The 13,378-nt window shown below is 64.7% G+C and carries 11 protein-coding genes; 5 read left to right on the top strand and 6 right to left on the bottom strand.

Annotated elements, in window-relative coordinates:
• Window positions 1-32: 32 nt before the first annotated feature.
• Window positions 33-734, top strand: coding sequence for a CDP-diacylglycerol diphosphatase (locus tag AC1ECK_RS01795; RefSeq protein WP_480315244.1), 702 nt, complete (start codon window positions 33-35; stop codon window positions 732-734).
• A 109-nt stretch (window positions 735-843) separates the two neighbouring features.
• Window positions 844-1,941 (top strand): fatty acid desaturase, encoded by a 1,098-nt coding sequence (locus AC1ECK_RS01790; RefSeq protein WP_480315242.1) that lies wholly within the window; start codon window positions 844-846, stop codon window positions 1,939-1,941.
• 12 nt (window positions 1,942-1,953) lie between these two features.
• Here the strand turns inward: AC1ECK_RS01790 and AC1ECK_RS01785 are convergent, their stop codons facing one another.
• A complete protein-coding gene (locus tag AC1ECK_RS01785) occupies window positions 1,954-3,210 on the bottom strand; it encodes an MFS transporter (RefSeq protein WP_480315240.1) in 1,257 nt (418 codons plus the stop codon).
• Window positions 3,211-3,306: 96 nt separating this feature from the next.
• On the opposite strand from AC1ECK_RS01785, the gene AC1ECK_RS01780 reads away from it, so the two are divergent.
• Entirely contained in the window at window positions 3,307-4,287 is a 981-nt protein-coding gene (locus tag AC1ECK_RS01780) for a LysR family transcriptional regulator (protein WP_480315238.1), read from the top strand.
• Between the two features lie 187 nt (window positions 4,288-4,474).
• Complete coding sequence (locus tag AC1ECK_RS01775) at window positions 4,475-5,266, top strand: phosphate/phosphite/phosphonate ABC transporter substrate-binding protein (protein WP_480315236.1); 792 nt, start codon at window positions 4,475-4,477, stop codon at window positions 5,264-5,266.
• A 35-nt stretch (window positions 5,267-5,301) separates the two neighbouring features.
• Here AC1ECK_RS01775 and AC1ECK_RS01770 read toward each other — a convergent pair whose 3' ends face one another.
• The 4 genes from AC1ECK_RS01770 to AC1ECK_RS01755 form a co-directional block, all read right to left on the bottom strand.
• Entirely contained in the window at window positions 5,302-7,323 is a 2,022-nt protein-coding gene (locus AC1ECK_RS01770; RefSeq protein ID WP_480315234.1) for an acetyl/propionyl/methylcrotonyl-CoA carboxylase subunit alpha, read from the bottom strand.
• Window positions 7,324-7,387: 64 nt separating this feature from the next.
• Window positions 7,388-8,173 carry an enoyl-CoA hydratase/isomerase family protein gene (locus tag AC1ECK_RS01765; protein WP_480315232.1) on the bottom strand — a complete coding sequence of 262 codons (786 nt, stop codon included), beginning with the start codon at window positions 8,171-8,173 and terminating at the stop codon, window positions 7,388-7,390.
• A 33-nt stretch (window positions 8,174-8,206) separates the two neighbouring features.
• Window positions 8,207-9,814: a carboxyl transferase domain-containing protein gene (locus AC1ECK_RS01760; protein ID WP_480315230.1), complete on the bottom strand. Its 1,608-nt coding sequence runs from the start codon at window positions 9,812-9,814 to the stop codon at window positions 8,207-8,209.
• A gap of 74 nt (window positions 9,815-9,888) precedes the next feature.
• The gene (locus tag AC1ECK_RS01755; protein ID WP_480315228.1) at window positions 9,889-11,070 is read right to left on the bottom strand and encodes an isovaleryl-CoA dehydrogenase; all 1,182 of its coding nucleotides are present in this window, start codon (window positions 11,068-11,070) and stop codon (window positions 9,889-9,891) included.
• Window positions 11,071-11,284: 214 nt separating this feature from the next.
• On the opposite strand from AC1ECK_RS01755, the gene AC1ECK_RS01750 reads away from it, so the two are divergent.
• Window positions 11,285-12,049: a TetR/AcrR family transcriptional regulator gene (locus AC1ECK_RS01750; RefSeq protein WP_480315226.1), complete on the top strand. Its 765-nt coding sequence runs from the start codon at window positions 11,285-11,287 to the stop codon at window positions 12,047-12,049.
• On the opposite strand, the gene AC1ECK_RS01745 is transcribed toward AC1ECK_RS01750, so the two are convergent.
• Window positions 12,025-13,197, bottom strand: a complete 1,173-nt coding sequence (locus AC1ECK_RS01745) for a 4-hydroxybenzoate 3-monooxygenase (protein WP_480315224.1) — start codon at window positions 13,195-13,197, stop codon at window positions 12,025-12,027. The genes AC1ECK_RS01750 and AC1ECK_RS01745 overlap by 25 nt on opposite strands.
• Window positions 13,198-13,378 lie beyond the last annotated feature (181 nt).

Genomic DNA, 13,378 nt, shown 5'->3' with positions numbered 1-13,378 from the left:
GCAGGACCGCCGCCCTCGTCGCGGTCGCAATCGTGGCGAGCAGTTGCGCGCAGCTTGCGGCCGCCGATCCGGATGCGCTGTGGAAGATCGTCGGCGGCCAGTGCGTGCCCGAGGCACGCGCCAGCGGCCGGCCGGGACAATGCACCAGCGTGAACCTGGCTGGACACTACGCGATTCTGAAGGACATCAGCGGCCGCAGTCAGCATCTGCTGATTCCGACCGAGCGCGTTACCGGCATCGAAAGTCCGAGCCTGCTCGACGCCGACGCGCCCGACTATTGGGCCGACGGTTGGAGTTCGCGCAATACAGTGGAAGCGTCGCTCAAGCAGCCGCTCAAGGCGGATCAGTTCGGATTGGAAATCAATTCTGAATTCCGCCGCTCGCAGCAGCAACTGCATATTCATATGGACTGCATGCGCACCGATATCATCGATGCGCTCGCCACCTACCGGCAGGCGCCAGTCGGCCAATGGCAGTGGCAAAGCGTCGACGGCGTGCGCTACCGGATCATGCGCGTCACCAGCCTGACGCAGGAGAACGATCCGTTTCGGATCGTCGCGCGTGACCATCAGGATGCCCAGGCGATGGCCACGCAGACGATTCTCGTGACCGGCGCCGGGCCGTCTGCCGATCAGGACGGCTGGCTCGTGCTCAATAGCGGCATGGACGTGCAGGACGGCACCGGCACCGCGGAAGGCCTGCTCGATCACGCGTGCCGACTCGCGCCGGGCTAAGCGCGATTTGGCAGAAGCTTTGCGCAACAAAATGGTTCGTCGCCGGCATGGCGGCCCGTAGGATCGCCTCTAACGCGTCCGATGGCGCCTTTATGCCCCTCTTCTGCCGATGGCGTTCTACCTCGACGATACGCAACGCAAAACCCTGGTTCGCCTAAGCACGAGTTGGACATGGCGCACCGAATGGCCGACCTGGGTGCTGATCGTCACGATTTACGGCAGTTGGTTCGGCGTCGCGAGCCACGCGCGCAATCTTGGCTTGCCGCTCACCACCGCGCTGCTGGGGCTGTTGAGCGCGTGGTACATGTCGTTGCAACACGAGTTGCTGCACGGCCACCCGACCCGCTCGCGCCTCCTGAACGGCCTGCTCGGTTTCGCGCCGCTCGCGGTCTGGTTTCCCTATGGCATCTATCGCGATCTGCATTTGCGGCATCACGACGATGTCAACCTGACCCGTCCCGAGCACGATCCGGAAAGTTACTTCGTGTCGGTCGAGGTGTGGCAACGCGCCGGCGCCGCGACCCGTGCGCTGCTGCGCTTGCGCAATACGTTCGCCGGCAGGCTGTTGGTGGGGCCGGCCTTTGCGATTGCCGCGACTGCGAGCGATGCCGTGCGCAAAGTCGCTCGCGACGACTGGCGCGATGTGCCAGTGTGGCTGGCTCATGGCGTGTCCGTCATCGCTTTCGCGTGGTGGCTGCAAGCGGTCTGCGCGATTCCGGCGTGGCTGTTCGTGCTGGGTGTCGGCTATACCGCACTGTCGTTGAGTTCGGTCCGCTCGTTTCATGAACATCGGACCGCCGATGCGGTCGAGCATCGCACCGTTCTGAATGAAGCCGGCTGGTTCTGGCGGCTGCTGTTTCTGAACAACAACTACCATCTCGTCCATCACGACTTGCCTCATGTCCCGTGGTTTGCGCTCCGGCAAGTCTATGAAGGGTTCCGCCAGCAGTACATCGAGCGCTCCGGGGGCTTTCTGGTGAGCGGTTACGGTGCATGGCTGAAGACCTATGCATTCGCTTCGGTCGCCCATCCGATACATGGCAATCTGCCGAGGAACATCCAGAGGAATCCGAATGCTTCCACCAGCTTTGCGCGTAAATTGCGGGCGAAATTGATGGCTGTTATCCGTCGAGGAGAACGCCATGAAGCTCACTCGCCCGCGACTGCCGAACACCGAACCGCGAGCCAGAACCTCTCGGCCCGGTGAGCGCACGCTGCATCAATCGTCCGCTTGCGCGTTCCCCCACAACCGCACCGAGATTGCGGCCAGCCCCGTCGCCGTCGCCAGCACGGTCACCGCAGTCCAGCCCCACTGCGCGAGCAGCATGCTACCGACGCCCGCGCCCGTCGCCATGCCGATGAACATGCCGACGAACAGCACAGCGTTGAGTCGGCTGCGGGCGAGCGGGTCGATGCCGTAGATGATCGTCTGGTGCGCGATCAGCGTGACCTGGAAGCCCAGATCGAAGCCCAGCGCGCAGAGCGCCAGCAGAACCAGTTGTGCTTTCGGCGTCAGCAGCGGTGCAAGGCCCATCGCCGCGAACGACAGCGTGGCGAGCGTTGCGCCGAGCCGCGTCACCAGTTCCGGGCCACGGCGGTCGGCAAGCCGGCCGGCAAGCGGCGCCGCAAGCGCGCCAGCCGCACCGGCGAGGCCGAACGCGCCGGCCGCCGCGCTGCCGAGGTGAAACGGCGCGCCGCGCAGCAGCATCGCGAGCGTCGACCAGAATGCGCTGAAGCCGATCGCCAATACGCCCTGCGCCAGCGCCGCGCGGCGCAGCGCGCGATGGCGCCGAAAGAGCTGCCCGAGCGAACCAAGCAACGCACCGTATGGCGTGGCAGTCGTCGGCGTGAAGCGCGGCACGCCTCGCCATAACGCGACGCCAAGCACCGTCACGCTTGCCGCCGCCACCGCGAACGTCGCGCGCCAGCCGATTAAGCCTGCAAGGCAGCCGCTCACGACACGCGACAGCAGAATCCCCAGCAGCAATCCGGTCATCACCGTGCCGACGACCTTGCCGCGATGCGCCTCGGGCGCGAGCGTCGCGGCGGCAGGCACGATGTCCTGGGCCATCGTCGCAGCAATGCCTGTCACGAAGCTCGCGACGAGCAGCAACCCGACCGACGGCGCGATCGCCGTCAGCAATAGCGCCGTGACGAGCGACGCCGCCTTGACCAGAATCACCCGGCGCCGGTCGAAGCGGTCGCCGAGCGGCGCGAGAAACAGGAGACCGAGCGCGTAGCCAAGCTGCGTCAGGGTCGGCACGAGCCCGACGAGGCGCGCGGAAGCGCCGGTATCGGCACTCAGCACGCCAAGCATCGGCTGGCTGTAATACAGCGGAGCAACGCCGAGGCCCGCGCCCGCTGCGAGCAGCAGGACGAGGCGCGGCGTCAGCACGGCGTGCACCACCGCAGCCGTGGTCGCGCACACGGCGGCGGGCTCGCGGAGACCCGGGCTCGCATCATGCGTCATAGACATTGAAGTCTCCCCAAATTCGATCAGTGACGCGAGTGTGTCGCGTTACTGAGCTTAGTGGTAGTGTCATGGGACGAACATTTGCTATACGCTTGACGCATGACCAGCATCCGTACACCCTCACCCCGCTCCGCCCGCCCCGCCACTAGCCGGCGCGCCGGACTCCCCGCCACCGGCACCGGCGACCGCCTGCAACTGATGGAAACGTTCGTGCGCATCGTCGAGGCAGGCAGCCTGTCGGCGGCGGCCGCGCAACTGGGCGCGACCCAGCCGACCGTCAGCCGCCGGCTCCAGGCGTTGGAGCAGTCGCTCGGCGTGCGGCTGTTGCAGCGTTCGACGCACGTGATGCGCCTGACCGTCGACGGCGAGCGCTGCTTCGAACGGGCCAAGGAACTGCTGGCGAACTGGGCGTCGTTCGAGGCGGATCTGCGCGGCGCGCAGGAAGAACCGGAAGGTCGGCTACGGATCACGGCGCCGCATGCGTTCGGCCAGGAGAAGTTCGTCGGCCCGCTGGCGAGCTTCGTCCAGCGCTATCCGCGTGTCACCGTCGAATGGCTGCTGCAGGACGAGGTGCGCGATTTCATCGCTGCCGGAATCGACTGCGCGATCCAGGCGGGCGAGCCGACCGATCCGTCAGTGGTGGCGATCAAGATCGCAGAAGTGCCGCGCATCGTCGTGGCGTCACCGTCCGTGCTCGACGGCGCGCCGCCACCCGAGCACGCCGCCGAACTCGCCGCGCTGCCTTGGCTCGCCTTGCGTACCTACTACCGCAACGAGGTGCGCCTGACTCACGAGCTCACCGGCGAGACGGTGCGCTTCCCGATCCGCCCACGCATCAGCACGGACAATCTGTATGCGCTTCGCAGCGCGGCGCTGCTTGGACTCGGGCTCGGCATCGGCTCAGCATGGATGTTGGCGGATGCCATCGAAAGCGGTCGTCTGATCCACCTTGCACCGCACTGGCGTGCTGCATCGCTGCCGCTCTATCTGACCTATCCGCATGCACAGTTTTATCCATCGCGACTCGTGCGCTTTGTCGAGATGATGCGCGAGGCTGTGCCGGCGATCGTCGGGTTGTAAGCATCGCGCTCGTTCCGGGTCGCTCTGATAAGCAGAACTTGAGGTCTGAAACCTGCCAAGCAAACGCGGCAACGCTTGAGCTGGCACTGCAGAACGCCCCGGACACGCCAGGCTGCCCGCAAGCTGACAACGTCCGAGCCATTCACCCCACCACGCAGATTCACCCCGATATGCCAGAATCGCACGCATGAACCGGATCGCCGCCCTCCCCATGTACAACGTGTCCGCAGCCCTGGCCGCCGAATGGCGCGCCTGGCTGCGCGACGTCCTGAACCTGGTCGACCCGCACGCCTCCATCGTCGCGCCGGGCGACGATCTGCACGCGTTCTGGCGCCGCCCTGACCTGCTGATCTCGCAGACCTGCGGTTATCCGCTCGTCAACAGCTTGCAGCACCATGTCCAACTGATCGCGACGCCGCAATTCGACGCCCCGGGCTGCACGGGCGCGGCCTATGCGAGCGTGCTGGTTACAAGAGCCGATGCGCCGTTCGGCACGCTTGCCGCCTGCCGCGGCGCACGCGCGGCCTACAACCAGGACGATTCCAATAGCGGCATGAACGTGTTTCGTCACGCGGTCGCGCCGCTAGCGCAGGATGGACGATTTTTCGGCGAGGTGATACGCACCGGTTCGCATCTCGGCTCATTGCGAGCCGTGGCCGACAACCTTGCCGATGTCGCGTCGATCGATTGCGTCACCTTTGCGTTCGTGCGTGACGAACTGCCCGAGCTCGCGCAACGGGTGCGCGAAATCGGCAGGACTGCATCGTCGCCGGGTTTGCCGCTGATTGCCGCGCATGACGTGCCACACGATCTGATCGAGTCATTGCGCGCGGCGTTGGATGCGGCGCCGGCCGCACACCCGGAACGGGCGGCACGACTGCGCCTGAAGGGGTTTTCGAGCTTGTCGTTCGACGACTATGCCCGCATCGCAGAACTGGAAAACGAGGCGCGAGCCTTGGGCTATCCGCGCCTCGCCTGAACTGAACTGAAGCAAACCGACACAGCTTTGCTCACTCAACCGACGTCGAGCACCAACAGTTGTGCGCCGTCGGTCACCTGATCGCCCACCGCATAGAGCACTTCCGACACCGTGCCGGCCGCCGGTGCGCCGATGGTGTGCTCCATCTTCATGGCTTCCATGACGATCAAGGGCGTGCCTTTCTCGACCACGGTTCCCGGCTCCACCAGCACGGCGATCACCTTGCCGGGCATCGGCGCGGTGAGGCGCCCTTCGCCATGCTCCGCATCCGCGGCATGGGCAAGCAGGTTTTGCCATTCGAAGGCCAGCGCAGCGCCCAGGCAGAACACATGAAACACGTCGCCGTCGACAAACACCCGTCCCGTCACGTGCGAATCGCCGAGCGTCGCGCCGAATTCATGCGCACCGGCGCCGCGCCACCAGCTAAAGCCATCGCGCTGGCCACCGAATTCCAGCGTCTGCGCTGCGCCATCGCGAGCGAAGATGGCCGCAAACGCGGATTCGTCTTCGAGGTTGCGCCACGTGAGCGTTTGCGTATAGCCGCCGTTGAGCCGCCAATGCGACAACGCATCCCACGGCGACGCGCCATGCGCCGTGCCGCCTTCGCGCGTGAGCAAGGCCGCACAGGCCAGCGCCAGCGCTTCGCGGAACGGCTTCTGCATTGGCGCAAACAACGCAGCGTGATGCCGCTCGATCAACCCGGTATCGAGATCGCCGCTCGAAAACGGCTCGCTCGTCACGATGCGCTGCAGGAATTCGACGTTGGTATGCGGGCCGACCACCTCGCAGGCGCGCAAGGCACGGCTCATCCGCGCCAGCGCTTCGGCGCGCGTCGCGCCGTGAACGATCAGCTTGGCGATCATCGGATCGTAGAACGGCGTAATCGTATCGCCTTCGCGCACGCCGCTATCGATGCGTACCGCAGCGCGCAAACCCGGCACCCCGGCCGCACCGACCGTGAACTCGACGCCTTGCGGCATGCGCAGATGCTTGAGCGTGCCCGTCGACGGCAGGAAGCCGCGCGCCGGATGTTCGGCATAGATACGCGCCTCGATCGCATGCCCTTCGAGTTTCAGTTGTGCCTGCGTGAGCGGCAACGGCTCGCCGCAAGCCACGCGCAACTGCCATTCCACCAGATCGAGCCCCGTCACCATTTCGGTGACCGGATGCTCGACCTGCAAGCGCGTGTTCATCTCCATGAAGTAGAAGTCGCTGGCGCCGGTCATGATGAACTCGACCGTGCCCGCGCCGACGTAATTCACCGCGCGCGCCGCAGCTACTGCCGCCTCGCCCATCTCACGACGCAACTCGGCGGACAGCCCCGGCGCGGGCGCTTCTTCCAGCACCTTCTGATGGCGGCGCTGGACCGAGCAATCGCGGTCGTACAGATACACCGCGCCGCCATGCTGGTCCGCAAACACCTGCACCTCGACGTGGCGCGGCCGGCTCAGATACTTTTCGATCAGCACACGGTCGTTGCCGAAGCTGCTCGCCGCTTCGCGCTTGCAAGAAGCCAGCGCCGCGGCGAAGTCTTCGCTGCGCTCGACCACGCGCATGCCCTTGCCGCCACCGCCCGCACTCGCCTTCAGCAACACCGGATAGCCCATCGCATCCGCTTCGCGTTGCAATAGCTGCCCGTCCTGAGCGTCGCCGTGATAGCCAGGCACGAGGGGTACGGCTGCGGCGTGCATCAGCGCCTTGGCGGCCGCTTTCGAGCCCATCGCCGCAATCGCTTCGACCGGCGGTCCGATAAAGACGATGCCCGCCGCTTCGCAGGCCTGCGCGAAATCTTCGTTCTCCGACAGGAAGCCGTAGCCCGGATGCACCGCCTGCGCGCCGGTGGCCTGCGCCGCCGCAATGATGCGTTCGTAGCGCAGATAGCTCTCGGCCGCCGTCGAGCCGCCGATATGCACCGCTTCATCGCATGCCGCGACGTGCTTGGCGTTAGCGTCCGCGTCGGAATAGACCGCCACGCTCGCAATGCCGAGCCGCTTGCAGGTTGCCGCGACCCGGCAGGCAATCTCGCCGCGGTTGGCGATCAGAATCTTGTTGAACATGAGGTGTCTCGCTGGAGTGTCCGGTGGAGGACTGTTGTTCTGCGGCTGGTCATGACCGGCGGCGTCAGTTGCGCCAGGCGGGCGTACGCTTTTCGAGGAACGACGCCACGCCTTCGCGGCCTTCCGCGCTCGCGCGCACGTGCGCGATACGCGCGGCCGTGTCGGTAATCAGCGCCTCGTCCAGTTCGCGCCCCGCGATATCCTGCACGAGCTGCTTGCATGCGCGCACGGCATGCGGGCCGTTGGCACAGAGCGTTTCAACCAGTTGCTGCACGGTCGCATCCAGCTTGTCTTCGCTCACCGCTTCGCTGACGAGGCCAAGGCGCAGCGCCGTGGCGCAGTCGAACAGTTCGGCGGTCGTGAAATAGCGGCGCGAAGCCTGCTCGCCGAGCGCACGAATCACGTAGGGCGCAATCGTCGCGGGAATCAGGCCGAGGCGCGCCTCGGAGAGACAGAAGCGCGCCGTATCCAGCGCGACCACGATGTCGCAGGCGCAGATCAGGCCCATGCCGCCGGCGTAGGCGTCGCCATTGACGCGCGCAATCACCGGCTTGTTGCAGCGGTAGATCGCCGACAACATCGCAGCGAGGCGCAGCGCGTCGGCACGGTTCTCCTCGTCGGAGTAACCGGCCATCTTCTTCATCCAGTTCAGGTCCGCGCCCGCGCAAAACGCCTTGCCGTTCGCCGCCAGCACGACCGCACGCACGTCGTCGCGCCCGTTCAGCGCCTCGAACGCCGCGGTCACTTCGGCAATCATCGTTTCGTTGAACGCGTTGCGCACGTCCGGTCGGTTCAGCGTAACCGTCGCCACCTGGCCGGCCACCGTCAGGCTCAAAGTTTCGTATTGCATATCGATCGGCTCCTTCGCTTCACGCCTGCCGCGTTACATTCTGAACACGCCGAAACGTGTGTCTTCGATCGGTGCGTTCATCGCGGCGGACAGCCCCAGGCCGAGCACATCGCGAGTCTGCGCCGGATCGATCACACCGTCGTCCCACAGACGCGCACTCGCATAATACGGATGCCCCTGGTGCTCGTATTGGTCGCGAATCGGCTGCTTGAATGCTTCTTCCTGCTCGGCGCTCCACGTGCCGCCCTTGGCTTCGATACCGTCGCGCTTGACCGTAGCCAGCACCGACGCAGCCTGCTCGCCGCCCATCACCGAGATGCGCGCGTTCGGCCACATCCACAGGAAGCGCGGTGAATAGGCGCGGCCGCACATGCCGTAGTTACCCGCGCCGAACGAGCCGCCGATAATGACCGTGAATTTCGGCACCTTGGCCGTGGCCACCGCGGTCACCATCTTGGCGCCGTTACGGGCGATGCCTTCGTTTTCGTACTTTCGGCCCACCATAAAGCCGGTAATGTTCTGCAGGAACACCAGCGGAATCTTGCGCTGGCAGCACAGTTCGATAAAGTGCGCGCCCTTCAGGGCCGACTCGGAAAACAGAATGCCGTTGTTGGCGATGATGCCGACCGGATGACCCCAGATATGCGCGAAACCGGTGACCAGCGTGGTGCCGTAGCGGGCCTTGAATTCGTCGAAGGCGGAATCGTCGACGATGCGCGCGATCACCTCGCGGATATCGAACGGCTTGCGCGTATCGACCGGAATCACACCGTAGATGCTCTTCGGCTCGTAGCGCGGCGGCTTCGGTTCCTGCAGCGCGACCGGCGTCTGCTTCACGCGGTTCAGGTTGCCGACGATGCTGCGCGCAATGCCGAGCGCATGCGCATCGTTTTGCGCCAGATGATCGACCACGCCCGACAGGCGCGTATGCACGTCGCCGCCACCGAGGTCTTCCGCGCTCACGACTTCGCCGGTTGCGGCCTTCACGAGCGGCGGCCCACCGAGAAAAATCGTCCCCTGGTTCTTCACGATGATCGACTCGTCGCTCATCGCCGGCACATAGGCGCCGCCCGCCGTGCACGAGCCCATGACCACCGCGATCTGCGGAATGCCGGCTGCGGACAGGTTCGCCTGGTTGTAGAAGATGCGCCCGAAGTGGTCGCGATCGGGGAACACGTCATCCTGATTCGGCAGGTTCGCGCCGCCCGAATCGACCAGGTACACGCACGGCAGATGGTTCTCGGCAGCAATCTCCTGGGCGCGCACGTGCTTCTTCACGGTGACCGGATAGTAGGTGCCGCCCTTCACGGTAGCGTCGTTGCAGACAATCACGCACTCCTGCCCGGCGATGCGGCCAATCCCGGTGATCACGCCGGCACCCGGCGCGTCGTCGTGATACATGCCGAACGCCGCCAGTTGCGACAGTTCCAGGAACGGTGTGCCCGGATCGAGCAGCTGGGCGATCCGCTCGCGCGGCAGCAGCTTGCCGCGACTCACATGCTTGTCGCGCGCGGCCTGGCCGCCGCCTAGGGCGAGCTTCTCGACTTTGGCGTGCAGGTCGGCAACCAGTGCCTCGAGCGCAGCCGCGTTATTGCGGAAATCGTCCGAGCGCGGATTCAGCTTTGTTTCGATGATCGGCATTGCGTGGCTCTCCAGTGCGCCGCTGTTCTATGCACCGCCTGGCAGCACCAGGCGGCTCGAATGGCACGAGTCGATCAGGCCGTTTCCGCAAACAGTTCGCGGCCAATCAGCATGCGGCGGATTTCGCTGGTGCCTGCGCCGATTTCATAAAGCTTTGCATCGCGCCACAGGCGGCCCACCGGATATTCGTTGATATAACCGTTGCCGCCGAGAATCTGAATCGCTTCGCCGGCCATCCACGTGGCCTTTTCCGCGGTATAGAGAATCACGCCCGCGCAGTCCTTGCGCATCTGGCGCACGTGCTCGGAGCCCAGCGTGTCGAGCTGACGGCCAACCGCATACAGATACGCGCGGCAAGCCTGCAGCGTGGTGTAGAGGTCGGCCACCTTGCCTTGAATGAGCTGGAACTCGCCGATCGACTGGCCGAACTGCTTGCGGTCGTGGATATAGGGGACCACCGAGTCCATCACCGCGACCATGATGCCGGTCGGGCCGCCGGCCAGCACCGCGCGCTCGTAGTCGAGGCCGCTCATCAGCACCTTCACGCCGCCGTTCAACTGGCCGAGGATGTTTTCTTCCGGCACTTCGACGTTTTCGAACACCAGTTCGCCCGTATGCGAGCCGCGCATGCCGAGCTTGTCGAGCTTCTGCGCCACGGAAAAGCCCTTCATGCCCTTTTCGACGATGAATGCGGTAATGCCGCGCGGACCGGCTTCGAGATCGGTTTTCGCGTAGACCACCAGCGTGTCGCAATCCGGGCCATTGGTGATCCACATCTTGGTGCCGTTCAGCACGTAGCGGTCGCCCTTCCGGTCCGCGCGCAGCTTCATGCTGACGACGTCCGAGCCGGCGTTCGGCTCGCTCATGGCGAGCGCGCCCACGTGTTCTCCCGACACCAGCTTCGGCAAATACTTCTGCTTTTGCGCCTCGGTGCCGTTACGGTGAATCTGGTTCACGCACAGGTTCGAATGCGCGCCGTATGAGAGGCCGACCGAAGCCGACGCCCGCGAAATCTCCTCCATCGCGATCATATGCGCCGTGTAGCCCATATTGGCGCCGCCGTATTCCTCCGAGACCGTCATGCCCAGCACGCCCAGGTCGCCAAACTTCTTCCACAGGTCCATCGGAAACTGGTCGGTGCGGTCGATCTCGGCGGCGCGCGGCGCGATTTCCTTTGCCGCAAACCCTGCGAGGCTGTCGCGCAGCATTTCGATCTCTTCACCAAGCGGGAATTGCAAACCGGGCAGGTTACTCATTGCAGTGTCTCCAGGAATTCGTCGGCCTTGTAGGCGGTAAGCGGTGCTTGCGGGCGCGGCCGCACAAGGCGAATTTCACGCTAGATTTCCGTATACGTCAATAGGTATTTTGAGTGATACTCAGAAACGCATGGAGCGGCTTTACGCCTTATTCCATCATGCTAAACTCGCCCTATCCAGTCTCAACCGGAAAACAAATCTGACCTTTACTCATATGACGGCCACATCCAGTGCCCCAAGCAAGGCCGAAGCCCCCGCTTCGCGCCGCCAGCCGGCGGGACGCAAGTCGCAACAGCGCGTGAAGGAAATCCTTCAGGCCGGGCGTGACGTGTTCTCGGAAAAGGGCTACGAGCGGGCCACCACCGCTGAGATTGCGCAGCGCCTCGGCATTTCCGAGGCGACGGTGTTCAGCTATTTCCGCGGCAAGCGCGAACTGTGTGCGCGGGTGATCGGCGACTGGTATGACGAAATCATCGAGGCGATCGAAACCGGCTTGCCGCGCGACGGCAGCGTGCGCCAGCAATTCGCCTTTATCGTCAGGATGCACTTGCGTCTGATGCTGGTGAACGGCACGGATCTGTGCGCGCTGGTGCTGTCCGAGGGACGCGCGCGGCATCACGAACTCGGCGAAGCGTTGACGGATTTGCAGCGGCGCTACACGGCGCCGCTGATGCGCGTTCTCGCGCACGGGCGGGAAACCGGCCAGATTCGCGCGGACGTGCCGCTACGGCTGTTGCGCTCCATGGTGTTCGGGCCGATGGAGCATGTGCTGTGGGATGCAACGCTCGCCAATCGCCACATCGATATCGAAGCCACCGCCGATAGCCTGATCGAGGTGCTGTGGGCGGCGCTGCAGCCGCCCGACACCGCTCTCGCTGCGCTGGTGCAGTTCAGGCATGAGGTGGCCGAAGCGCATCGCCGCCTGGAACAGGCCGAGGCGGCGCAACGCGCGCCTCAAACCGCGGCCACGCCCACATAGTTCTCCGCCATCGCCGTCGCCGCCGCCCGCGAGGTGGTGACGTGCTCGAGTTCCGCCACCTGAAGCTGCTGTTCGAACGGCGAGGCATCGTCGAGCCGGTGCATCATGCGCGTCATCCAGTAGGAGAAATGCTCGGCGCGCCAGATGCGCTTGAGCGCCGTCGCGCTGTAGCTGTCGAGCAGGTCGGTGCGGTTCTCCGCGTAGAACGCCTGAAGCGCGGCGGTCAGCACGCGCACGTCGGCCACCGCCAGGTTCAGGCCCTTGGCGCCGGTCGGCGGCACGATGTGGGCCGCGTCGCCGGCCAGAAAGAGCCGGCCGTGCTGCATCGTGGTCGAGACAAAACTGCGCATGCCGACAATGTTCTTCTGAAAGATCTTGCCGTCCACGACTTTCTGCCCATCCGCGGAATCGACCCGTGCATGCAGTTCGGCCCAGATGCGATCGTCGGACCAGTTCGCGACGGATTCCTTCGGGTCGCACTGGAAATACATCCGCTGCACGTTCGCTGAGCGCGTGCTGACGAGCGCAAAGCCGCGTTCGTGGCGGGCGTAGATCAATTCGTCGGAAGACGGCGGCCCTTCGCAAAGAATGCCGAACCAACCAAACGGGTAGACACGCTCGTAATCCTTGCGCAACGCAGCGGGAATCGACGCGCGCGACACGCCTTGCGAACCATCGCAGCCGATCACGAAGTCGCACTGCAGTTCGCGCGCTTCGCCGCCGTGGATAAAACGGATTGAAGGGGTAGCCGTATCGATGCCATGAATCGAAGTATCGGAGACGCTGAACAGCAGTTGAGCGCCCGCCTCCATGCGCGCGGCGACCAGATCCTTGATGACTTCGTGTTGCGCGTACACCGTGATCGAATGGCCCGTCAGCCCGGTGAGATCGATGCGTCGGCGCTTGCCCTCGAACGCCAGCTCGAAGCCATGATGCAGCGCGCCCTCCGCCTTCATGCGGGCGCCGACCCCCGCCTCGCTGAGCAGATCCATCGTGCCTTGTTCCAGCACGCCGGCCCGGATGGTGGATTCGATCTGTTCACGCGTGCGCGATTCCAGCACGACCGAGTCGATGCCGCGCAGATGAAGTAGATGGGAAAGCAGCAGGCCCGCTGGCCCGGCGCCGATGATGCCGACTTGAGTGCGCATGAGTGTCTCCTGTATGCGGCGCTTGATTTGTTCAGGCAGTGTGCCGACGAACGCCCCTATCTCGCAACGCGATATGACGGATAACAACTATCTATTTTTGAGATAAACCTCGATGTGCTGTGGATGACGCCCAGCATGCTGGCGAGCGCAAGGGCAGCCCTATAGAGGTTGCGTTAGCCCA

This window comes from Paraburkholderia sp. SSBN10T (assembly GCF_056619545.1).
The sequence above is the reverse complement of the archived record's forward strand: the minus strand, read 5'-3'. Positions and strand labels throughout refer to the sequence as shown.

Bases quoted from the DNA above. Each gene is read 5' to 3' on its own strand.
- AC1ECK_RS01765 (WP_480315232.1), bottom strand. From the start codon at position 8,173: ATGCAATACGAAACTTTGAGCCTGACGGTGGCCGGCCAGGTGGCGACG.
- AC1ECK_RS01760 (WP_480315230.1), bottom strand. From the start codon at position 9,814: ATGCCGATCATCGAAACAAAGCTGAATCCGCGCTCGGACGATTTCCGC.
- AC1ECK_RS01785 (WP_480315240.1), bottom strand. From the start codon at position 3,210: ATGTCTATGACGCATGATGCGAGCCCGGGTCTCCGCGAGCCCGCCGCC.
- AC1ECK_RS01745 (WP_480315224.1), bottom strand. From the start codon at position 13,197: ATGCGCACTCAAGTCGGCATCATCGGCGCCGGGCCAGCGGGCCTGCTG.
- AC1ECK_RS01750 (WP_480315226.1), top strand. From the start codon at position 11,285: ATGACGGCCACATCCAGTGCCCCAAGCAAGGCCGAAGCCCCCGCTTCG.
- AC1ECK_RS01775 (WP_480315236.1), top strand. From the start codon at position 4,475: ATGAACCGGATCGCCGCCCTCCCCATGTACAACGTGTCCGCAGCCCTG.
- AC1ECK_RS01790 (WP_480315242.1), top strand. From the start codon at position 844: ATGGCGTTCTACCTCGACGATACGCAACGCAAAACCCTGGTTCGCCTA.
- AC1ECK_RS01755 (WP_480315228.1), bottom strand. From the start codon at position 11,070: ATGAGTAACCTGCCCGGTTTGCAATTCCCGCTTGGTGAAGAGATCGAA.
- AC1ECK_RS01780 (WP_480315238.1), top strand. From the start codon at position 3,307: ATGACCAGCATCCGTACACCCTCACCCCGCTCCGCCCGCCCCGCCACT.
- AC1ECK_RS01770 (WP_480315234.1), bottom strand. From the start codon at position 7,323: ATGTTCAACAAGATTCTGATCGCCAACCGCGGCGAGATTGCCTGCCGG.